Origin of the sequence: uncultured Dysosmobacter sp., from assembly GCF_947631635.1 — a bacterium.
Taxonomy (GTDB): domain Bacteria; phylum Bacillota; class Clostridia; order Oscillospirales; family Oscillospiraceae; genus Oscillibacter.
The window spans coordinates 1-20,182 of sequence record NZ_CANRMB010000026.1 but is presented as its reverse complement, the minus strand read 5'-3'; the positions used below and the strand labels follow the sequence as shown (position 1 = coordinate 20,182).

The 20,182-nt window shown below is 60.0% G+C and carries 16 protein-coding genes; 2 read left to right on the top strand and 14 right to left on the bottom strand.

Annotated features, from left to right (window positions below; translation table 11 throughout):
- Positions 1 to 42: 42 nt before the first annotated feature.
- The 5 genes from Q0Z71_RS12510 to Q0Z71_RS12490 form a co-directional block, all read right to left on the bottom strand.
- Positions 43 to 1,035, bottom strand: a complete 993-nt coding sequence (locus Q0Z71_RS12510; RefSeq protein WP_298023174.1) for an ABC transporter permease — start codon at positions 1,033 to 1,035, stop codon at positions 43 to 45.
- 19 nt (positions 1,036 to 1,054) lie between these two features.
- Positions 1,055 to 2,479 (bottom strand): sugar ABC transporter ATP-binding protein, encoded by a 1,425-nt coding sequence (locus tag Q0Z71_RS12505; RefSeq protein WP_298023171.1) that lies wholly within the window; start codon positions 2,477 to 2,479, stop codon positions 1,055 to 1,057.
- Between the two features lie 758 nt (positions 2,480 to 3,237).
- A complete protein-coding gene (locus Q0Z71_RS12500; RefSeq protein ID WP_363316716.1) occupies positions 3,238 to 4,782 on the bottom strand; it encodes a nitrite/sulfite reductase in 1,545 nt (514 codons plus the stop codon).
- Between the two features lie 201 nt (positions 4,783 to 4,983).
- Complete coding sequence (locus tag Q0Z71_RS12495) at positions 4,984 to 7,503, bottom strand: heavy metal translocating P-type ATPase (RefSeq protein WP_298023168.1); 2,520 nt, start codon at positions 7,501 to 7,503, stop codon at positions 4,984 to 4,986.
- Positions 7,504 to 7,728: 225 nt separating this feature from the next.
- The gene (locus Q0Z71_RS12490) at positions 7,729 to 8,025 is read right to left on the bottom strand and encodes a metal-sensing transcriptional repressor (RefSeq protein ID WP_298023165.1); all 297 of its coding nucleotides are present in this window, start codon (positions 8,023 to 8,025) and stop codon (positions 7,729 to 7,731) included.
- A 179-nt stretch (positions 8,026 to 8,204) separates the two neighbouring features.
- Between Q0Z71_RS12490 and yfcE the strand changes: the two genes are divergently transcribed.
- Positions 8,205 to 8,747 carry a phosphodiesterase gene (yfcE, locus tag Q0Z71_RS12485; RefSeq protein ID WP_298023163.1) on the top strand — a complete coding sequence of 181 codons (543 nt, stop codon included), beginning with the start codon at positions 8,205 to 8,207 and terminating at the stop codon, positions 8,745 to 8,747.
- Positions 8,748 to 8,783: 36 nt separating this feature from the next.
- Here yfcE and Q0Z71_RS12480 read toward each other — a convergent pair whose 3' ends face one another.
- On the bottom strand, positions 8,784 to 9,680 hold the full coding sequence (locus tag Q0Z71_RS12480; RefSeq protein WP_298023160.1) for a TIGR01212 family radical SAM protein: 897 nt from the start codon (positions 9,678 to 9,680) through the stop codon (positions 8,784 to 8,786).
- Positions 9,681 to 9,842: 162 nt separating this feature from the next.
- Here Q0Z71_RS12480 and Q0Z71_RS12475 point away from each other — a divergent pair, with 162 nt between their 5' ends.
- Positions 9,843 to 10,301 (top strand): helix-turn-helix domain-containing protein, encoded by a 459-nt coding sequence (locus Q0Z71_RS12475; protein WP_298023157.1) that lies wholly within the window; start codon positions 9,843 to 9,845, stop codon positions 10,299 to 10,301.
- A 78-nt stretch (positions 10,302 to 10,379) separates the two neighbouring features.
- On the opposite strand, the gene lpdA is transcribed toward Q0Z71_RS12475, so the two are convergent.
- From lpdA to Q0Z71_RS12435, 8 genes are all read right to left on the bottom strand, one after another.
- Positions 10,380 to 12,125, bottom strand: coding sequence for a dihydrolipoyl dehydrogenase (gene lpdA, locus Q0Z71_RS12470; protein WP_298023154.1), 1,746 nt, complete (start codon positions 12,123 to 12,125; stop codon positions 10,380 to 10,382).
- 114 nt (positions 12,126 to 12,239) lie between these two features.
- Complete coding sequence (locus tag Q0Z71_RS12465; RefSeq protein ID WP_298023150.1) at positions 12,240 to 13,586, bottom strand: 2-oxo acid dehydrogenase subunit E2; 1,347 nt, start codon at positions 13,584 to 13,586, stop codon at positions 12,240 to 12,242.
- A gap of 27 nt (positions 13,587 to 13,613) precedes the next feature.
- The gene (locus Q0Z71_RS12460; protein ID WP_298023147.1) at positions 13,614 to 14,588 is read right to left on the bottom strand and encodes an alpha-ketoacid dehydrogenase subunit beta; all 975 of its coding nucleotides are present in this window, start codon (positions 14,586 to 14,588) and stop codon (positions 13,614 to 13,616) included.
- A gap of 20 nt (positions 14,589 to 14,608) precedes the next feature.
- On the bottom strand, positions 14,609 to 15,592 hold the full coding sequence (locus tag Q0Z71_RS12455; protein ID WP_298023145.1) for a thiamine pyrophosphate-dependent dehydrogenase E1 component subunit alpha: 984 nt from the start codon (positions 15,590 to 15,592) through the stop codon (positions 14,609 to 14,611).
- Between the two features lie 196 nt (positions 15,593 to 15,788).
- Positions 15,789 to 16,841, bottom strand: coding sequence for a DctP family TRAP transporter solute-binding subunit (locus tag Q0Z71_RS12450; RefSeq protein ID WP_298023142.1), 1,053 nt, complete (start codon positions 16,839 to 16,841; stop codon positions 15,789 to 15,791).
- 73 nt (positions 16,842 to 16,914) lie between these two features.
- Positions 16,915 to 18,219, bottom strand: coding sequence for a TRAP transporter large permease (locus Q0Z71_RS12445; protein ID WP_298023140.1), 1,305 nt, complete (start codon positions 18,217 to 18,219; stop codon positions 16,915 to 16,917).
- Positions 18,219 to 18,734 carry a TRAP transporter small permease gene (locus Q0Z71_RS12440; protein WP_298023137.1) on the bottom strand — a complete coding sequence of 172 codons (516 nt, stop codon included), beginning with the start codon at positions 18,732 to 18,734 and terminating at the stop codon, positions 18,219 to 18,221. Before Q0Z71_RS12440 ends, Q0Z71_RS12445 begins: the two co-directional genes overlap by 1 nt.
- A 249-nt stretch (positions 18,735 to 18,983) precedes the next feature.
- Complete coding sequence (locus Q0Z71_RS12435; RefSeq protein WP_298023134.1) at positions 18,984 to 19,982, bottom strand: lipoate--protein ligase; 999 nt, start codon at positions 19,980 to 19,982, stop codon at positions 18,984 to 18,986.
- Positions 19,983 to 20,182 lie beyond the last annotated feature (200 nt).

Below are 20,182 nucleotides of genomic sequence, written 5' to 3'. Positions count from 1 at the left end.
TTTATCTCTCAACACAGGTTCTGTGTGCGAGTCCGGTTGGGTTCAGTCCACACGCTTGGCGGCACGGGCCTTTCGCTGGACGTCCACAATGACCGCCAGCAGAATGACCGCACCGGTGATCATCTGCTGATAGTATGTGGAGACCTCCAACAGCACGATGGCGTTGCGGATGATGGCCACCACGATGGCACCCAGCACCGTGCCGATGATGCCGCCCTCGCCGCCCAGGACGGAGGTGCCGCCCAGCACGGAGGCCGCCACGGCCTCCATCTCATAGGACTGTCCGGCGTTGGCCTGGGCCGCGCCCAAACGGGTCACATATACAATGCCCGCGATGGCGACCATCACGCCGGAGATGATGTACACCTTGCACTCGTTCCAGCGGGTCTTGATGCCGGAGAGCCGGGCCGCCTCCCGGTTGGAGCCCACCGCCAGGATATAGCGGCCGGTGGCTGTATAGGAGAGGATAAACTGTCCCACAGCGGCGGCCACGACGAAAATGATGACCGGCACCGGAATGCCCAGCACTCTTCCGCTGCCGATCCAGCGGAAGGAGGCATTGGTGATGGAAATGGGGCTTGCCTGGGTGATGACCAGGGTCAGGCCGCGGCAGAGGTACATGGTGCTGAGCGTCATGATAAAGGGCGGGATCTTCAGGCAGGAGATAACCGTTCCGTTGGCAAGCCCCACCAGGGCGCCCACCAGGATACTGGCCACTACAGCCAGGAAAATCGATCCCTGGTGCTCCACGATATAGGCCGCCACAACGCCCACCAGCGCCAGCAGCGAGCCCTGGCTCAGGTCGATGCCGCCGGTCATCAGCACAAAGGACATGCCCAGCGCCATGATGACATACACCGCCGCCTGCAGCAGAATGCTGGTCAGGTTGCTGACCGTCAGGAAGCGGGAATTTGCAATGGGCAGCGCCACCAGCAGCACCACCAGCGGCACCGCCGCGGACATCCAGGGATAATTAAAACTGTGCCGGTGCTTCTTCTTGGGAGCTGCCGGAGCGGCTTCTTTCGTCTGTTTCATGCTGTCGTTCCCTCCTGTTTTAAATAGAATAGCTCATGATGCGTTCCTGGGTGGCGTCCCTGCGGTCGATATCCGCCGTGATGCGGCCGTCCCGCATGACGAGGACCCGGTCGCAGATCCCCAGGATCTCCGGAAGCTCCGAGGAGATCACAATGACCGCCGCGCCCTTTCCCACCAGGTCGTTGATGATCTGGTAGATCTCGCTCTTTGCACCCACGTCGATGCCCCGCGTCGGCTCATCAAAGATATAGATGTTCGCCTCGGAGCAGAGCCACTTGGCAAACACGACCTTCTGCTGGTTGCCGCCGCTGAGGAATTTGCTCAGCCGGTTGATGCCGGGCGTCTTGATGCGCAGCTTTTCCCGGTATTCCTCCGCTGTTTTCCGCTCCTTTTTTGCGTCCAGAATGACGCCTTTGCTGAATTTCCGCTTTAAAGACGGCAGGGTGATGTTCTCCTTCACGGACTTGGAGAGGATCAGACCCTCCACCTTCCGGTCCTCCGGCAGATAGCCGATGCCGTTGGCGATGGCCTCCGCAGGATTGGTGACTCTCACCTGCCTGCCGTTGATGTAGATCTCACCGGAGGTCCGGGGAATCGCTCCGATGATCGCCTTTGCCGTGGAGGTGCGGCCGGAGCCCACCAGGCCGGAAAAGCCCAGGACCTCGCCCCTATGGAGCCGGAAGGAGATATCATAGATCGTATTGGGGACCTGGATATCCCGGACCTCAAACAGCACCTCTCCGATGCAGCTCTCTCTCGCCGGGAATTTTTCCTCCAGCGTCCGGCCAACAATCATATTGATGATCTCATCCATATCCGCCGTCTTGCAGTTTTCGATCTCGCCGGTCAGCTCACCGTCCCGGAAGATCGTAGCCCGGTCGCCGATCTGGCGGATCTCCTCCATGCGGTGGGACACATAGATGAACGTCACGCCCTTCTTTTTCAAGGTCTCGATGATGCGGAACAGGTTCTTGATCTCATGCTCCGACAGGGAGGACGTGGGCTCGTCCAGAATGATAATGGAGGGATTCTGGGAGAATACCTTGACGATCTCCACGATCTGCTGGTCCGCCACGGAGAGCCGCCGCACCTGGGTGCGGGGATTGATATGATCCACTCCCAGCTCGCGGATCCAGCGCTCGCATTCCTCATAGGTGCGCTTCCAGTCAATGGTCCCCGAAGCGGTCCGGATCTCCCGGGTCAAAAACACGTTCTCCGCCACATTCAAATGCGGGATCAGGCTGTTCTCCTGAAACACCGTTCCAATGCCCAGCTTTCTGGACTGCAGAATGTCATGGATCTGAACGGGCTTTTCATTCAGATAGATCGTCCCGCCCTCGTCGGCCTGATAAACGCCTGTCAGGATCTTGATCAGCGTCGATTTTCCCGCGCCGTTCTCTCCGAGCAGAACGTGTACGTCCCCACGGCGGATCTCAAAGGACATATTCTTCAGTGCCTTTACGCCCGGAAATGTCTTGGAAATATTCTCGAATCGCAAAATACTGTCAGACATCCTAATTTTCGCCTCTTTCCCTCAAAAAAATCAGTTGTTTTTCACAATTCATGATAGGAGCCTTTCCTGCTTTCAGCAAGGCTTTTTCAGCGAAAAACATTTCGAAAAAGCGAAATTTTTTTCGCTTTCCAAGTTATTTTACGGTTCAAACATTTCAATTTTTTTGTTTCCATCTGAAAATCAACTGTTATCGTCCGGAAAAAATCGCTTATAATCGTTTTCGTATCTTTGATCATTTCCACTATTTTCCCGCTTTTTTCACAAAATTTCATAATCCTGATCCCGCATTGGTGCGCCCCCTTGCGCTTTCCACTGATGAGTCCCTTCCTATCCGATAAAGGAAGCCATCTTTCTAACAGATAACCGCTTCTAGCACAACGCCAGCCGCCGGACTGTCATCTTCCACATCAATGATAAAACTGCTGAAAAAGCTCTGAGCAATGTTGCGAGAAAAAGCCTCAACAGCTTTCCAATAACGATCGTGTTAAATGGCCGGATAAAAACAATATCTTTGACTTCAGTTCTGCATCTGCTGCGAACGTCACGAAGTCTCACCTATATTCACTTGCTGGCAGCTTAAATTATAAAAAAGCCCAGTTCAGCACAAGACTGAACTGGGCTTTCTGAAACGATGATCTTTATTGCCTACTTTTCTTAACAGATGCTCCCAATCAATGTTTTATATGATTTTATGCATATTTGGAAATGATGGCCTTCAGTTCTCCGCCGTGGTCCCTTGCCCAGGGTTCCCATGTCGTGCCAGCAGCCGTGACAGCCTGTCCCAGCTCCACCAGCAGGGCGGGGACGTCCTTCTCCAGGATGACCGCCGCCGGCTCGCCGAACCGGGCCTCTCCCAGTGCGTCGCTGCCGCCCAGAAACAGTTTGAAAGCCGGCATGGGCTTGCCATCCACCGGGCGCACACAGCCCTGGAAGCCGATGGCACCGGCCTGGTGGGCGGCGCAGCTGGAGGGGCAGCCGGAGATGCAGACCTTCGGCAGCGCGCCGTCAGGCAAATCGGCCTCCCGCACCGCCGCCACAGCGGCCTGGAGCAGGCTCTGGCTGTCCCGCACGCCCTGCTGGCAGATGGAGGCTCCAATACAGGCCACACTGTGTTCAAAGGTGGTCTTTGCGCCGTCGGCGGTAGCCGCCAGCACTCTGCGGGCCTCCCCTGCGGTCAGGTTGATGATATACAGCGTCTCATGGGGGGCGACGCGGCACTCTGCGCCGGGGATGTCCTTCAAAAGGGCATACAGCTCCGCGGGCTTGTTCACCGGCAGGCTGCCGCCGATGGGATGATACTGCACCGCATACAGGCCGGGCTGCTTCTGGGGGATGGCCCTGGGGTCGGAGATCGTCTCTCCCGCCCCCCTGTCCAGGCCGGCAGGCGCTTCCAGACCTGAGAGGTCCAGTCCTCCGGCGGCCTTGACGGCGGCCACGTTGGACAGATAGGCCTCCTTCAAGCCGTCGGCTCCCAGGGTCTCCTGCATGTAGCGGGTGCGGGCCTTGGCGCGGTTCTCATAGTTGCCGTGGGCGCAGAAGGTGTCGATCATCGCCTTGATATAGTACAGGATCTCCCGGGGCTGGACCGCCTCGTCCACCAGAACGCCCATGCGGTGGTTGTTGCCCAGGCCGCCTGCGATATACAGGGCAAAGGTTCCGTCCGGCCGGGCCCGGAAGCCCATATCCCGGAAGGCGCTGTGTACGGAGTCGTCAACGCCGTTGCAGAAGGCGATCTTCAGCTTGCGGGGCATGTGGATGTCCCGGCAGATGGACAGCAGGTACTCCGTCGCCGCCTCCGCATAGGGCATCACGTCGAAGGCCTCGCCGGGCTGCACACCGGACAGGGGGCTGCAGATCACGTTGCGGGGATTGTCTCCGCCGCCGCCCCGGCTGATGATCCCGCATCCGATCGCCGCCTCCATGATGGGGGGCACCTGTCCCGCGGTCAGGTCATGGAGCTGGATGGTCTCACAGGTGGTCAGCTTCATCAGGCCCACCTGGTATTTCTCCACCGTCTCCGCCAGGAATTTCAGCCGGTCCACGGTCAGCCGCCCTCCCGGTAGGCGGAGGCGCAGCATGTGCTTGGAAGGGTCCCGCTGGGCATAGGAGCCCATTCCGCCGGAGATCCCCTTGTAGCGGTTCTTGTCGATCCCGCCCTGGGCAAAGGAGTCGATCTTTTCCGCAAATTCGCCGATCTCCCTGCGGAAAGTCTGGATCCATTGTTCATTCATCATGAAGGCAAATCCTCTCTCATCAAATTTTCCCGCCGCTCCGGTATCCGGCGCGGTGTGCTCATCCTCTTACAGTGGAAGTATATCACAGCATCTGTCTTGCAGACAATCCCCAAATGATGCCGGGACCTGCCTGGAGCACACATTTTTTCGATCCCATAAAAAAGGCTGCCGCGGCCTCCTGTGCCGCGGCAGCCTTTTTCATCACTGGATGGACAGCACCTTGTAGTCCTGGGCCTCCACAGCGGCCTTCAGGGTCTCGTCGGCCACTGCCTCGCCCAGCGTCACGACGGCGGTGCCCTTCTCATGGCTGACATCCGCTCCGGTCACGCCGGGGACGGCCTCCAGGCACTTCTTTACGCGGGCCTCGCAGTGTCCGCACATCATGCCCTCGATCTTCATGGTCTTTTCCATAGCAGCATTCTCCTTTTTCGTTTTGGATTTGATTTTTTTATCCCTACTCGCGTCGCGGAGCTTGAACAGATTCAGCCGCAGCGCGTTGGAAACCACACAAAAACTGCTGAGACTCATGGCCGCGGCGCCGAACATGGGGTTCAGCTTCCAGCCGAAGATGGGGATCCAGATGCCCGCCGCCAGGGGGATCCCGATGACATTGTAGAAAAACGCCCAGAACAGGTTCTCATGGATGTTCCGCAGGGTGGCGCGGCTGAGCCGGACCGCCGCCGGCACATCGCTGAGCCGGCTCTTCATCAGCACCACATCCGCCGCGTCGATGGCGATGTCCGTGCCCGCGCCGATGGCGATACCGATATCCGCCCGGGTCAGGGCCGGCGCGTCGTTGATGCCGTCGCCCACCATGGCCACCCGGCCCTTTTTCTTCAGGGCGCGGATAACGCTCTCCTTGCCGTCCGGCAGGACCCCGGCAATGACCTCGTCCACGCCCGCCTGTTTGCCGATGGCCCTGGCGGTCCGCTCATTGTCGCCGGTGAGCATGACCACGTGGATGCCCATGTTCTGCAATTCCTTTACCGCCTGGGGACTGTCCTCCTTGATGACGTCCGCCACGGCGATGATGCCTGCCAATTTTCCCTCCTGCGCAAAGAAGAGCGGCGTCTTGCCCTCCTCCGCCAGACGGTCGGCGGCTGTCCGCAGCTCTGCGGGCACCTCCGCCGTTTGGCTGATGAACTTCAGATTGCCGCCGGTCAGCACCGCGCCGTCCCGAATTGCGGACAGGCCGTTGCCGGGGAGGGCCCGGAAGTCCGTGACCTCCGCAGCATCCAGCCCAAGCTCCTCCGCCCTCTGTAAGACCGCCCGGGCCAGGGGGTGCTCGCTCTTCTTCTCCAGCGCGCAGGCCAGCTGGAGCAGCTCCGTCTCCGTCAGGCCCGCCGCGGGCAGGACATCCGTCACCTTTGGCTCGCCGCTGGTGATGGTGCCGGTCTTGTCCAGCGCCACCACCTCCACCTTGCCGGCCTCCTCCAAAGAGACGGCGGTCTTGAACAGAATGCCGTTCTTGGCGCCCATGCCGTTGCCCACCATGATGGCCACGGGGGTCGCCAGCCCCAGGGCGCAGGGGCAGCTGATGACCAGCACGGAGATGCCCCGGGCCAGGGCAAAGCCGATGCTCTCCCCCGCCAGCAGCCAGACGATCAGCGTGACCGCCGCGATGGAGATCACCGCCGGGACGAAGATGCCGGACACCTTGTCCGCCACCTTGGCGATGGGCGCCTTGGTGGCCGCCGCGTCACTGACCATCTGGATGATCTGGGACAGAGTGGTGTCCTCCCCCACCCGGGTGGCTTCGCACTTGATAAAGCCGGACTGGTTCAGCGTGGCCGCCGACACATGGTCTCCCGCCGCCTTGTCCACCGGAATGCTCTCGCCGGTCAGGGCGGATTCGTTCACCGCGCTGGTGCCCTCCAGCACCACGCCGTCCACGGGGATGTTCTCGCCGGGCCGGACCACAAACACATCGCCCTTGCGCACCTGGTCGATGGAGACCTCCGCCTCCGCGCCGTCCCGCAGGATGGTGGCCGTCTTGGGCGCCAGCTTCATGAGACTCTTCAAGGCGTCCGTCGTCCTGCCCTTGGAGCGGGCCTCCAGCATCTTGCCCACGGTGATCAGGGTCAGGATCATGGCCGCGGACTCAAAATAGAACTCGTGCATATAGGCCATGACTCCCGCCATGTCGCCCTTCATCTGGGCGTCGGTCATGGCAAATAGGGCGTAGGTGCTGTATACAAAGGACGCGCCGGAACCCAAGGCAACCAGGGTGTCCATATTCGGTGCCCGGTGCCACAGGCTCTTAAAGCCGCTGATGAAGAATTTTTGGTTGATGACCATGATGATAACCGACAGCAGCAGCTGGATCAGGCCCATGGCCACATGGTTTCCCTCTAAAAAGGCCGGGACCGGCCAGCCCCACATCATATGCCCCATGGAGAGGTACATCAAAACGATCAAAAAGCCCAGGGAGGCGATCAGCCGCCGTTTCAGCACCGGTGTCTCCCGGTCCTTCAATGCGTCCTCCAGATCCGGTGCCGAGCCGGCGGTCTTTTCCGCCGCCGCACCCTTCAGCGCCGCGCCGTATCCCGCCTCCTCCACCGCCGAGATGACCGCCTGGGCGGAGGCGGTGCCCTCCACGCCCATGGAGTTGGTCAGCAGGCTGACGGAGCAGGACGTGACGCCCGGCACCTTTGAGACGGCCTTTTCCACCCGGGCGCTGCAGGCCGCGCAGCTCATGCCCGTCACAGTATATTGTTCCATGGATACCTCCTTGTGTCCGCTGTTCCAGCATTCCGCAGGGTAAGAACCTGTATGCACAAGCGTTTAACACCGTCTGGGCGGGTCTTTTCCCGCCATACTGCGTTGCTTTTTCTTAAAATACACAAAGTATTTCTGCGTCAAAGCGCCTTGTCTGCCGGGGAAATCCCGCGTCCATCCGGCATTCCCCGCTTGTGCATACAGGTTCTAAGTGCTTCCTCTGCGTGTTTATTTCATCAATTTTTGCAGGGTGGAGACCAGCTCATCAATGGTCTCATCCTTGCCCGCCCGGATATCCCGGGCCACACAGGTCTTGATGTGCTGGGCAAGCAGTTCCTTGCTGAACGCGTTCAGCGCCGCGTTGGCCGCGGCCACCTGCGCCAGGATATCGGTGCAGTAAGCGCTTTTTTCCACCATGCCCCGGATGCCCCGGATCTGTCCCTCAATGCGGTTCAGCCGGTGGATCAGATGCCTGTACTCCTCTTCCGTGCGCTCTTTCGTCTTGTGGCAGCTGCATTCTTCCATCTGGATCTCCCACCTTTCTGTGCCGCATTATATACCCCCTATGGGTATATGTCAAGAGGCATTTCCTGTCAAAACTGCTTTGGCGCCTGCCCTTCCGCCATGGCAAACTGTGCATCTGCAGTTGCTTTTGCGGCAAAAAAACGGTAAAATAAGTGCATCTCATCAAAGGAGACGTTTCCATGAAACTGTTGATCGCATCCGATCTCCACGGCTCCGCCTATTATGCCCGGGCTCTGCTGGCGGCTTTTCAGCGGGAGCGGGCCGGCAGGATGGTGCTGCTGGGAGACTTGCTGTACCACGGCCCCCGGAACGACCTGCCTGAGGAATACGATACCAAAGCTGTCACCGCCCTGCTGAACGGCGTAGCGGACAAGCTGCTGTGCGTCCGGGGCAACTGCGATTCCGAGGTGGACCAGATGGTCCTCCATTTTCCGGTGCTGGCTGATTACGCCTTTTTGTCGGTGGACGGCCTGACCATCTATGCCACTCACGGCCACCTCCATGGACCGGACGACCCGCCGCCTCTGACAGAGGGGGATATTCTTCTCTGCGGGCACACCCACCTGCCGGTGTGCCGTGACTGCGGGAAGTTTACCTATTTAAATCCCGGCTCCCTCGCTCTTCCCAAGTCCGATACCCCCCACAGCTATATGACCCTGGAAAACGGCGTCTTTGTCTGGCACGACCTGCTGACCGGCGAAGCTTTTCAGCCGCTTGAATAAACAGCAGCCACCGCGGAAGTTCCGCGGTGGCCGTTTTTACATAAGAGCGCTGCCCTGCACCACATCATCCCGGCGGAAGGCGCTGTGAATGGCATTCAGCACGCGCTTTTTATCGCCGCTCCACAGCGGCGCCAGCAGGTCCCGTTTGGCGCCGTCCCCTGTCAGGCGGTGGATGACGATTTCCCGGGGAAGGTGCCGCACACACGTCTCCAGTGCGGCGATGTATGCGTCCAACTCCATGGTCTGCATTTTTCCCGCCCGCCACGCCTCTGCCAAATCTGTTCCCCGCAGAACATGCAGCAGGTGAAATTTGATACCATCCGCGCCGCTTTGTCCAATATATTGTGCAGTTTGTGCCATCATATGCTGTGTTTCTCCAGGCAGGCCCAGGATCTGATGGGTCACGACCGTGATGCCTGCCGCCTTCAGCCGCCGCACCGCGTCCTCATAGACCGGCAGGTCATACCCCCGCCGGATATAGCGTGCGGAGGCTGGGTGGATCGTCTGAAGCCCCAGCTCCACCCAGACGGGTTTGGTCCGGTTCAGTTCCGCCAGCAGGTCCAGGGTCTCCTCTGGAAGGCAGTCCGGCCGTGTAGCGACGGACAGGATCACCACGTCCTCCGGCTCCATGGCTTGGGTGTACAATTTCCGCAGCCGCTCCACTGGTCCATAGGTATTGGTGAAGGATTGAAAATAGGCGATATATTTTGCATTCTTTCCTGCCTTCGCCGCCACCCGGTCCCTGGCAGCCTCCAGCTGCGCCGGGATGTCTCCCTGCTCCGCAAAGGCTCCCGCTCCATCGCAGAATATGCAGCCGCGGTCCCCCAACGTCCCATCCCGGTTGGGACAGGTACAGCCGGATGACAGCGCCAGCTTGTATACTTTGCTATTATATTGCGCTTTTAGGTTATTATTTAAATCATTCCAATACATATTGGTTCTCCATATCGGCTGTATTCTCCTCTATCAAAGCAAAAATGCACGCAAATTGCAAGTCTTTTTCCAGCAGGCCTCACGCCCTAAAAAAGGCTTTCGTTTCCAGCCAGCTTGCGCTATAATAGCGTTGATCTGTGATTTCGCAAAGGAGGTCTTTTTATGATCACAATGGCACAGCGTATTGAAGCGCTGCGGACGGAGCGGGGCATCAGCCGTCCCGCATTGTCCACCGCCCTGGGGCTTCCCAGAACGGCTGTGGAGAAATTTGAGACAGGCCGCCAGACACCCACCCAGGACCAGCAGGAAAAGCTGGCTTCCTATTTTGGCGTCTCCCTGTTTTATCTGCGCGGTGAGAGCGATGATCCCACCCGGATGGAAAATTGGCTGAATACCGGCTATGTGGAGGACGCTCCCGCACCCAAGCCTGTTCCCCGCCCAGTCAAGGTCGTCGCCCAGTCCTCTTCCGCCGGACAGAGTGACAGCTCCATGTTCCGTGCTTTTATGAAGAGCAAGTCCTTTCAGGACCTGCTGCGGGCCACGGTGCTGGATGTTCTGCGCTCTCCGGAGGGACAGGCACTGCTCACCAAAGCTGTCCAAAAAGAGCTGGGACGCCGTTGACCACAGACAACATGCCCTCGATTTACAAAAAGAGGCCGCTGCGTGAGCAGCGGCCTCTTTTGTGCTGTCTAAAAGGCTTTAGTTCTTGGTATGGATAGCACGCTTCTCCACATTCAGGGCAGCTTCCCGCATGGTCTCGGTGACCGTAGGATGGCTGTGGATGGTGGAGATCAGCTCATCGATGGTGGCTTCCAGGCGGATGGCCAGGGCGCCCTCGGCGATCAGGTCCGTGGCACGGGGTCCGATGATGTGCATCCCCAGCACCTCGCCGTACTTGGCGTCGGCGATGATCTTCACCAGGCCCTCGCCGCCGTTCAGGATCAGCGCCTTGCCGTTGGCGCTCATGGGGAACTTGCCCACCTTGTAGTTCAGGCCCTGGGCCTTGCACTGCTCCTCTGTCAGGCCCACGGAAGCCGCCTCCGGCTCCATGTAGACGCAGGTGGGATTGGTCTTTTCGTCGTACACGGCGGGAATTCCGCAGATGTTCTCCGCGGCCACCTCGCCCATGGCGGAGGCGGTGTGGGCCAGCTGTGCCCTGCCGAACACGCAGTCGCCGATGGCATACACGCCGGGGACATTGGTCTCCATCCTGTCATTGACGATGATCCGGCCCCGGTCGTTGTTCAGGCCGCCGGCTTCCAGGTTCAGGGAAGCGGTGTTTGCCTTGCGGCCGATGGCCACCAGGACCTTCTCCGCCTCAAAGCTGACGGCCTCGCCGGCCTTATTCTTGCAGACCACCTTGGTGCCCACGGGAGATGCCTCCACAGCCTGCACAGGGCACTCCAGGTGGAACTCCATGCCCATCTTCTTCATATGGGCCACACCGATCTTGGTCAGATCGCCGTCCAGCATGGGCAGCATGTGGTCCATGGCTTCAACGACCGTGATCTTGGTGCCGAAGGCCGCATAGGCGCAGGCCAGCTCCAGGCCGATGACGCCGCCGCCGATGACCACCATGGTCTTGGGCAGGGCCTCCAGGCTCAGGGCGCCGGTGGAGTCGATGCAGTTGGGGTTCTCCTTGATGCCGGGAATGGGCGGCACGGAGTTGACGGAGCCGGTTGCCAGGATGATGGCGTCGGCGGTCATCTCCTCGGTGGTGCCGTCGGCCTTCTTGACAGACAGCCTGCCCGGCGCCGCGAAGGAGGCCTCGCCGTCGATCTTGGCGACCTTGTTCAGCTTGAACAGGCCCGCAATGCCGCTGGTCAGCTTCTTGCTGACGGCGTTCTTGTGGGCGATGACCTGGGGGAAGTCCACTTCCACGCCAGTGACCTTCACGCCGATATCAGCGCCCTGCTCCTTGATCTGGGAGACCAGCTCGGCGCTGTGCAGCAGGCACTTGGTGGGGATGCAGCCCACGTTCAGACAGGTGCCGCCCAGGTGCTCCTTCTCGATCACCGTGACCTTGGCGCCCAGCTGGGCCGCACGGATGGCGGCCACATAGCCGCCGGGGCCGCCGCCGACTACGATCACGCTCTTGGGACCGGCAGCGGGAGCCGCGGCAGGGGCAGCAGCGGGGGCGGCAGGTGCGGCGGAAGCAGTCTCAGCCGCGGGAGCGGCAGCGGGTGCAGCGCCGGGAACGGCCTCACCCTCGGCGCCGATATAGGCGATGACGCTCTTGCACGCGGCGGTCTCCCCTTCGGGCAGCAGGATTTTCAACAGGATGCCGTCCGCATCGGCTTCCACATCGTTGGTCAGCTTATCGGTGGCCACAGAGAACAGCACGTCGCCCTTTTTGACGGGCTGGCCCTCTTTGATCTTCCACTCTTCAATGGTGCCTTCGGTCATGGTCAGACCCAGCTTCGGCATCAAAACTTCAGTAGCCATAGGAATCGTCCTTCTTTCCGTTTGAACAAATAACTTTGGAAATCACTCTGCCCGGCACGCCGTGGACCGCAGCAGAAATGTCCCGGAGAGGAGCTTGGCTCCCCCCTGCGGTCATTATACCAGCATCAGATAGGGGTTCTCCAGCAGCTCGCAGATACGCTTGAGGAACTTGGAGGCCATCACGCCGTCGATGACGCGGTGGTCAGCGGTCAGGCACAGGTTCATCATGGGACGGATCACGATCTGACCGTCACGCACCACGGGGGTATCCACCATGTCGCACACGCCCAGGATCGCCAGCTCAGGCTGGTTGATGATGGGGGAGAAATTGGTGATGCCGTAGGGGCCCAGGCTGGAGATGGTGAAGGTGCCGCCGGCCATATCCTCCATGGCGATCTTGCCGGAGCGGGTGGCCTCGATCAGCGCCTCGGTCTCCTTGGCAATCTGGGCCAGGGACTTCTCCTCGCAGTTCTTCACATTGGGGACGATCAGGCCGTCGCCCTTGGCAACAGCCAGCCCCATGTTCACATGGATGTGACGGGTCAGCATGTTGTTGGAGAAACTGGCGTTGATGTCGGGGAATTCGGTCAGGGCCTTGGCGACCACCTTCATCAGAATGTGGTTGTAGGTCAACTTGATCCCCTGCTCCTTCAGGCCGTCCTTCAGCTTGGCACGCAGCTCCTTCATCGCCGTGACATCCACGGGATGGGTATACGTGACTCTGGGAGAGGTGGTCCAGGAGGCGGACATGTTGGCGGCGATGCTGCGGCGCAGCGGGTTCACCTTCACGGGAGGCAGGTCGTTGCTGCCCTGCGCGGGAACGGCGGGAGCCGCGGCAGCCTCAGCGGGAGCGGCAGCGCCCACGCCGGCGGCGGCCAGAACATCGGCCTTCATCACGCGGCCCTGAACGTCCAGCTTGCTGACATCCACGCCCAGCTCGGCGGCCAGCTTGGCGGCCATGGGGCTGGTCTTGGCCCCGGCCACGAAGCTCTCCACGTCCTTGGCAACAATGGTGCCATTGGGACCGGTGCCGGGGATCACAGCCAGGTCATAGCCCTTCTCCCTGGCCAGCTTCTTGGCATAGGGGGTCGCCAGCACATATTCGCCGGCGGCGCGGGCCACAGGGGCGGCAGGAGCCGCAGCAGCCACAACGGGAGCGGCGGCGGCCGTTTCAGCGGCAGGGGCCGCGGCGGGAGCCGCGGAAGCGCCGGGGACCGCCTCGCCGGGCTGGCCGATATAGGCGATGACGCTCTTGCACGCAGCGGTCTCGCCCTCGGGCAGCAGGATCTTCAGCAGAGTGCCGTCAGTGTCGCACTCCACGTCGTTGGTCAGCTTATCCGTGGCCACAGAGAACAGCACGTCGCCGGCCTTGACGGCGTCGCCCTCTTTGAACTTCCATTCTTCAATGGTGCCCTCGGTCATGGTCAGGCCGAGCTTGGGCATCAATACTTCAGTTGCCATATTTGAAAATCTCCTTTTCAACAGGCATTAAAACATGCCCTTGATGCCCTTGACCAGGTCCTCCGGGAACACGCGCACCATCTTCTCCAGGGTGGGAGCAAAGGGGATGGGGCAGAAGGGCGCGCCGTAGCGCAGGATGGGGGCGTCCAGATACTCCATGGCCTGCTCAGCCACGGTGGCGGAGATCTCAGCGCCGAAGCCGCCCTGCTTCACAGCCTCGTGGACGATGCACAGGCGGTGGGTCTTCTTCACGGAGTTCAGCACGGTCTCTTTATCCCAGGGGGACAGGGTGATCAGGTCGATGACCTCGGCCTTGATGCCGTCCTTGGCCAGCAGGTCAGCCGCGCCCCGGGCGTTCTTCATGCCGATGGAGTAGGAGACGATGGTGACATCCGTGCCCTCACGCTCCACGCGGGCCTTGCCGATGGTATAGGGCACTTCCTCCCCCTTCTCGGGGAGCTCGCCTTTTTCCTTATAGAGGATCTTGTTCTCGAAGTAGATGACTGGATCGTCGCACTCGATGGCGGCCTTCAGGACCATTTTCGCGTCGTAGGGGTTGGAGGGGGCCACGACCTTGACGCCGGGGATGTGGGTGAACCAGGCCTCCACGCACTGGGAGTGCTGGGCGGCGCCCTGGATGGTCATACCGTCGGGAGCGCGCAGGACCAGGGGCACCTTGGCCTGGCCGCCGAACATGTAGCGGGCCTTGGCCATCTGGTTGAACACCTCGTCCATGGGCACGCCGATGAAGTCCGCAAAGTGCATATCCACCACGGGACGGGCACCGGCCAGCGCCGCGCCGACGCCGCCGCCGATGATAAAGGTCTCAGAAATAGGCGTATCGATGATCCGGCCGGGGAACGCCTGGGGCAGGCCCTTGAACTGGCCGAAAATGCCGCCCTGACGGGCCAGGTCCTCACCCATGGCGAAAATGGTATCGTCCTTTGCCATGGTCTCGGCCATCGCTTCCTGCGTGGCCTCTGCAAATGTGATCTTACGCATCGTTTTGTTCCTCCTTCGCCTTAGTCCACATAGACATACTTCAGATACTCAGAAGCATCGGGATATTCGCCAGCCAGAGCGAACTCCTTGGCGGCCTTGATCTTCTGCTCGCATTTGGCGTCCAGCTCGTCGCACTCAGCAGCAGTCATCAGCTCCAGCTCGGCGGCCTTCTGGCGGAACATCTTCAGAGGATCGGTGTCATGATAGATCTTCTGGGTCTCGGCATGGTCACGATACATCTCGGGGTCGCCGACAAAGTGGCCCTCGATCCGGTAGGTCTTGGCCTCGATGAAGGTGGGGCCCTCCCCGGCGCGGGCGCGGGCAACGGCTTCCTTCGCAGCCTCATACACGGCGAACACGTCCTGGCCGTCCACGATCACGCCGGGCACATGGTAACCGGCGGCACGGTCGGAGATGTTCTCCACATTGCAGGTGGTGCGGTAGGGAGTGGTGGAGGCCCAGCAGTTCATCTCATTGACAAAGATGACGGGCAGCTTCCAGGCGGAGGCGACGTTCATGGCCTCATGGAAGGTGCCGCGGTTGGACGCGCCGTCGCCGAAGAACACCACGGAGACCTTGTCGTTCTTCAGGATCATCTTGTTGGCGAGAGCCGCGCCGGTGGCCAGGTTGTAACCGCCGCCCACGACGCCGTTGGCGCCCAGCATACCCACGGAGAAGTCCGCAATGTGCATGGAGCCGCCGCGGCCCTGGCAGAGGCCCTCCTTCTTGCCGTAGATCTCCGCCATCATCCGCTTCACATCCGCGCCCTTTGCCACGCAGTGGCCGTGGCCGCGGTGGGTGGATTCGATCATGTCGTCCTTCCGCAGAGCGGCGCAGACACCGGTGGCGATGGCCTCCTCGCCGATGTACAGATGCACGAAACCGGGGATCTCGCCAGCCAGGAAATCATGCTTGACGGTCTCCTCAAACTTGCGGATGGTGCACATGGTCTCGTAGAACTGTGCCGCCTGCTCTTTCGTGTATGTTGCCGTTTTTGTTGCCATAGGAAAAACTCCCTTCTACCGGCTTTTTTGTCGGTATTTATTGAAAATCAACCATTTTTTGCACTTTTTTATTGGATTCGTCAAAAATTTCACTCGTTGGGTTCTGAAAAAACGTGGCGACAGTTCCCTGCTGCCACGTTTTTTCAGTTAACGCAACTTACAATTCTTGGCTAACTGTTATGTTTTAACGAGCCGCTTATTCGGTGAAAGCAGCGATCAGCTCGGGAGTCATCATCTCCACGAACTTGGGATCCTCATAGAGGCCGGCGGAAGCGGCCTTGAACTCCTCAACGGCCTCGGGAGACAGCTCGGAAACGGTCACACCGGCCGCCTTCCACTTTTCCAGAACTTCCTGGTCGCCCTCGCGCTCCAGCTTGCGCTGATTCTGGGCAGCCTTCAGGCCGCACTCATCAACGATCTTCTGCAGCTCGGGATCCAGGGAGTCGTACAGCTCGCCGTTCATGGTGAAGAAGATGCAGTCATACACGCCGGTCCAATAGGTGACGTACTTCTGGACCTCGGCGATGGAGGCGCCGTCAGCGGTGGGCAGGGGGTTCTCCTGACCGTCGTAAGTACCGGTCTGCAGGCCGGTGTAGACCTCGGACCAGTTGGCGTTGGTCCAGTTGGCGCCCCAGGCGTCATACTCGGCGTTCAGCAGCTCGGAACCGGCGACACGGATCTTCAGGCCCTTCATATCGGCCAGGGACTCGATGGGACGGACGCTGTTGGTGGGATGACGGAAGCCGTTCTCGGCGATGCCCAGCAGATGCAGGCCCATGCTCTCAACGACCTCGCCGACAGCCTTACCGGCGTCGCCGTCCAGCTTGGCATCGACGTCATCGAAGTTGTCAAACAGGAAGGGCAGGGAGACAACGTTCAGACGGGAATCGAAGTTGGAGTAGATGATGTTGGAGTGGGCGGACAGCTCGATGGTGCCGTCCATAACGCCCTGGATGCCCTCGGTCTGGTTGCCGGCAGTCAGCTGGTCAGCGGCATAGACCTCAACGGTGACAGCGCCGCCGGTGGCGTCGCTGACCATCTGGCCGAAGTCGCGGCCCATGTCGGCCCAGCAGGTGTTCTCGGTAGCGGAGCAGGTGAACTTCCAGGTCTGCTTCTCAAACTTGGGGGCATCGCCTTCGGTCTGGGTGGGCTCGTTGGCCGCGTCATCAGCGGGTTTGTCACCGCCGCCGCAGGCGACCAGGGACAGGCCCATGACCAGTGCGAGGATCAATGCAAGAAACTTTTTCATTGTTTTTCCTCCTTAAATTTTTGAGTTGCGTTTTATCTGATATCACTTGCGTGATGACAGATCCTCAGGACCATCAGCCCTTCAGGAAGATGGTGGAGAAAATGGGGATATAGGTGACGATCATCAGGGTGATGACACAGGCGATGATCATGGGCCACACGGCCTTGGAGATCGTCTCGATGGTAACGCGGGTCTTGTCCCTGATATCCTGCAGCTTGCTGCTGACACCGATGGCGACGAACAGGTTGACGCCCACAGGAGGCGTCACCTGACCGATGGCCAGATTCACGGTGGACAGCACGCCGAAGTGGATGGGGTTGATGCCCAGCTGGGTCGCCACGGGATACATGATGGGGATGAAGATGTACATGGCGGAGTTGGCATCCACGAAGCAGCCGGCGATCAGGAAGATCACGTTGACGATCAGCAGGAAGATATACTTGTTGCCGGCGATGTTCAGCAGCAGCTTCTGGGCCGCGCCGGAGATGCCGTGGACCGTGCAGATGTAGGAGAACAGTGTGGCGGCGCCGATGATCAGCATAATGCCGCCAGTGGTCTTGGTGGAATCGACCAGCAGGTCATACAGGTCCCGCAGCTTGACCTCACGATAGATGAACAGACCGACGATCAGGCCGTACACCACGGAGACAGCAGCGGCCTCGGTGGGCGTGAAGATGCCACCGTAGATGCCGCCCAGAATGATGACGGGCATCAGGAAGCCCCAGAACGCGGTGCGGAAGGACTTCCAGCGCTGGCCCCAGGTGGCCTTCTCCCGGGAGGAGGTCAGGCCCTTTCTGCGGACCTCGATCATGATGACGACCACCAGCGCGGCGCCCATCATAATGCCGGGAATGATGCCGCCCATGAACATATCGCCCACGGAGACGTCGGTGATGGAGGCGTACACCACGAATGCGATGGAGGGCGGGATGACGATGGCGATGGAGGATGCGGTGGCCATCATGGCGGAGGAGAAAGGTGCGGAGAAGCCGCCGCGATTGATCATAGCGGGGATCAGGATGATGCCCAGAGCCGCCACGGTGGCCGGACCGGAACCGGAGATGGCGCCGAAGAAGCAGGCCACCACCACGCACACGATGGCGATGCCTCCCCGCCGGTGGCCGATGCAGTCGTCAATGAACTGGACCAGACGGGTAGAGATACCGGCCTTGGCCATGATGTTGCCGGACAGCACGAAGAAGGGGATGGCCAGCAGCAAGAACTTTGCCATGCCGTTGTAGACGTTGGTGGGAACGATGGACAGCTTGTCGCCGGAGAAGAGCATGGCAAAGATGGAGGACATGCCCAGGCTGACGCAGATGGGGATGTTCAGGAACAGCATCACAAAGAAGGAGCCGAACAGGATCAGGTTAATCATCAGTCATTTCCCCCTTCCTCCGCGGAGATGCCGGGCGCGTTGTTGGACATCACATCCACACAGAACTCAATGGTGTGCAGGACCAGGAACACAGCGCCGATGGGCAGGAAAATGGTGAACACCCACTCAGGCCACTGCAGGGAGGAGGTGTGCTTGCCGGAGGCCATCTGGGAGGCCACCTTGTCGATGCCGGTCTTCAGCAGGATCAGCCAAAAGGCGGTGTTTGCAACGGTGATGATGGCGACAAAGATCTTCTTGCCGCCGACCTTCAAGCGGTCGAAAATCAGGGACAGGCTGATGAGGCTTCCCTCCCGCGCGCTCAGCGCGCAGCCCATCATGATCAACAGCACGAACAGGTTGATGACCAGCTCCTCAGTCCAGGCAAACTGGCTGTCGCTCAGCTTGCGGACCACGACGTTGGCAAAGGTGATCGCGGTGACGAAAACCAAAACAAGACTTGTAACGATTTTCTCGAATTCAGCCACGCCATTCATGATCGTTTTGTAGGCTTTCATTGAATCAATCCCTTCCTAATGATGCTGCGGCCCGCCGTCCGTCAGCTCCATGCACGGCCCTCTCTTTTCATCCGCGGCCCTTTGATGGAGCTTCCAGCGGCCAAACCGCTCCACAGAAACATGTTACCATTTCTGTAATGTGGACAAGTATAACACCGCGCCGCGAAAAGTACGGCACCGCTCCGCATCTCAGCGTTTCACAAGAGCGCTCCTGACTCTGTCAGCGCGTCACGCGGACTGCTTCCCAAATCAGTCCACATAGAACATCGTGTCCAGGACCTCGTCCCGGGTGATCGTCCCGAACAGCTCCCGCAGGGGGAACCTGTCCAACACCGCCGCCGCGTCCTCCCTGCGGAAGGCGCAGCCCTTCAACGCCTCGGTCAGCTCTCCCAACGGCGCGACAGAGAGGAAATCACCGTAAAACACGATATCCGTGATACAGCCCTTTTCCACAGCGGCCCGGACTTCCAGTCCGCCGCCGTCGAAACGGCGCTTATTCACAAGGTCATACTTGGGGGAACGTCCAAAGTTCCACGCCCAAGTGTCATATTTGGAGGCTTTCAGCGCCTCCACGGCGGCCAGCTCCTCCGCCGACAAGGCGGCGGATACCAAACCGCTTCCGGCCAGCGCCGCTTTCAGGTATTCCCAGAAGGCCGGCAGATCCATGTCCCGGGGCAGGAATTCCCGGATATTGCCGATCCGGCTCCGCACGGACTTGGCGCTCTTGGACTGGAACTTGGCCGGGTCCACATTCAGCGCCCCGGCCACCATGCCGGGATTGGCGTCAAACAGCAGGGTGCCGTGGTGCAGGATTCGGCCTCTCAAAAGCCGCTGGGCCGTGCCGGAGACCTTGCGGCCCTCCACCAGGATGTCGTTCCGGCCGGAGGCCTCCGCCTGAAGTCCCAGGCCCCGCAGCACCTCCACGATGGGACGGGTGAACCGCTCCATGGCCAGCCGCTCGGCCTCACCGGCGTCTGTGATAAAGGAATAGTTCAGATTGCCCAGATCATGGTACACCGCGCCGCCGCCGGTGATGCGCCGCACCACGCGGATCTGATGCTCCTCCACGAAGGCCCGGTTGATCTCCGCCTCCGCGTTTTGGTTCTGCCCGATGACGATAGTGTTGTCGTTCTGCCACAGCAGGAGGTAGTCGCCCTCCGTGCGGTTGGCCAGGACATACTCCTCAAAGGCCAGATTATAAAATGGGTTCTGTGAACCGGTTTCTAAATAATTTATGACAGCAGCCATATTCTGTCTGTTTCCTCACTTCCTGTTCATACCGTCCGACGGTCATATGGTATGTTGGTCCTACCAACTGCCTTACATAAACATTACCATTCTTGTTCGAAAGAGTCAAGTAGATCCTGCGGTTTGGGAGTGTCCAAACACGCAGTTAAAGGAAGTCAAAGAGAGAAAATGGCACAGCAATCCCTGGATGTTTGGAGCGA

Bases quoted from the DNA above. Each gene is read 5' to 3' on its own strand.
- Q0Z71_RS12510 (WP_298023174.1), bottom strand. From the start codon at position 1,035: ATGAAACAGACGAAAGAAGCCGCTCCGGCAGCTCCCAAGAAGAAGCAC.
- Q0Z71_RS12505 (WP_298023171.1), bottom strand. From the start codon at position 2,479: ATGTCCTTTGAGATCCGCCGTGGGGACGTACACGTTCTGCTCGGAGAG.
- Q0Z71_RS12500 (WP_363316716.1), bottom strand. From the start codon at position 4,782: ATGATGAATGAACAATGGATCCAGACTTTCCGCAGGGAGATCGGCGAA.
- Q0Z71_RS12495 (WP_298023168.1), bottom strand. From the start codon at position 7,503: ATGGAACAATATACTGTGACGGGCATGAGCTGCGCGGCCTGCAGCGCC.
- Q0Z71_RS12490 (WP_298023165.1), bottom strand. From the start codon at position 8,025: ATGGAAGAATGCAGCTGCCACAAGACGAAAGAGCGCACGGAAGAGGAG.
- yfcE (WP_298023163.1), top strand. From the start codon at position 8,205: ATGAAACTGTTGATCGCATCCGATCTCCACGGCTCCGCCTATTATGCC.
- Q0Z71_RS12480 (WP_298023160.1), bottom strand. From the start codon at position 9,680: ATGTATTGGAATGATTTAAATAATAACCTAAAAGCGCAATATAATAGC.
- Q0Z71_RS12475 (WP_298023157.1), top strand. From the start codon at position 9,843: ATGATCACAATGGCACAGCGTATTGAAGCGCTGCGGACGGAGCGGGGC.
- lpdA (WP_298023154.1), bottom strand. From the start codon at position 12,125: ATGGCTACTGAAGTTTTGATGCCGAAGCTGGGTCTGACCATGACCGAA.
- Q0Z71_RS12465 (WP_298023150.1), bottom strand. From the start codon at position 13,586: ATGGCAACTGAAGTATTGATGCCCAAGCTCGGCCTGACCATGACCGAG.
- Q0Z71_RS12460 (WP_298023147.1), bottom strand. From the start codon at position 14,588: ATGCGTAAGATCACATTTGCAGAGGCCACGCAGGAAGCGATGGCCGAG.
- Q0Z71_RS12455 (WP_298023145.1), bottom strand. From the start codon at position 15,592: ATGGCAACAAAAACGGCAACATACACGAAAGAGCAGGCGGCACAGTTC.
- Q0Z71_RS12450 (WP_298023142.1), bottom strand. From the start codon at position 16,841: ATGAAAAAGTTTCTTGCATTGATCCTCGCACTGGTCATGGGCCTGTCC.
- Q0Z71_RS12445 (WP_298023140.1), bottom strand. From the start codon at position 18,219: ATGATTAACCTGATCCTGTTCGGCTCCTTCTTTGTGATGCTGTTCCTG.
- Q0Z71_RS12440 (WP_298023137.1), bottom strand. From the start codon at position 18,734: ATGAAAGCCTACAAAACGATCATGAATGGCGTGGCTGAATTCGAGAAA.
- Q0Z71_RS12435 (WP_298023134.1), bottom strand. From the start codon at position 19,982: ATGGCTGCTGTCATAAATTATTTAGAAACCGGTTCACAGAACCCATTT.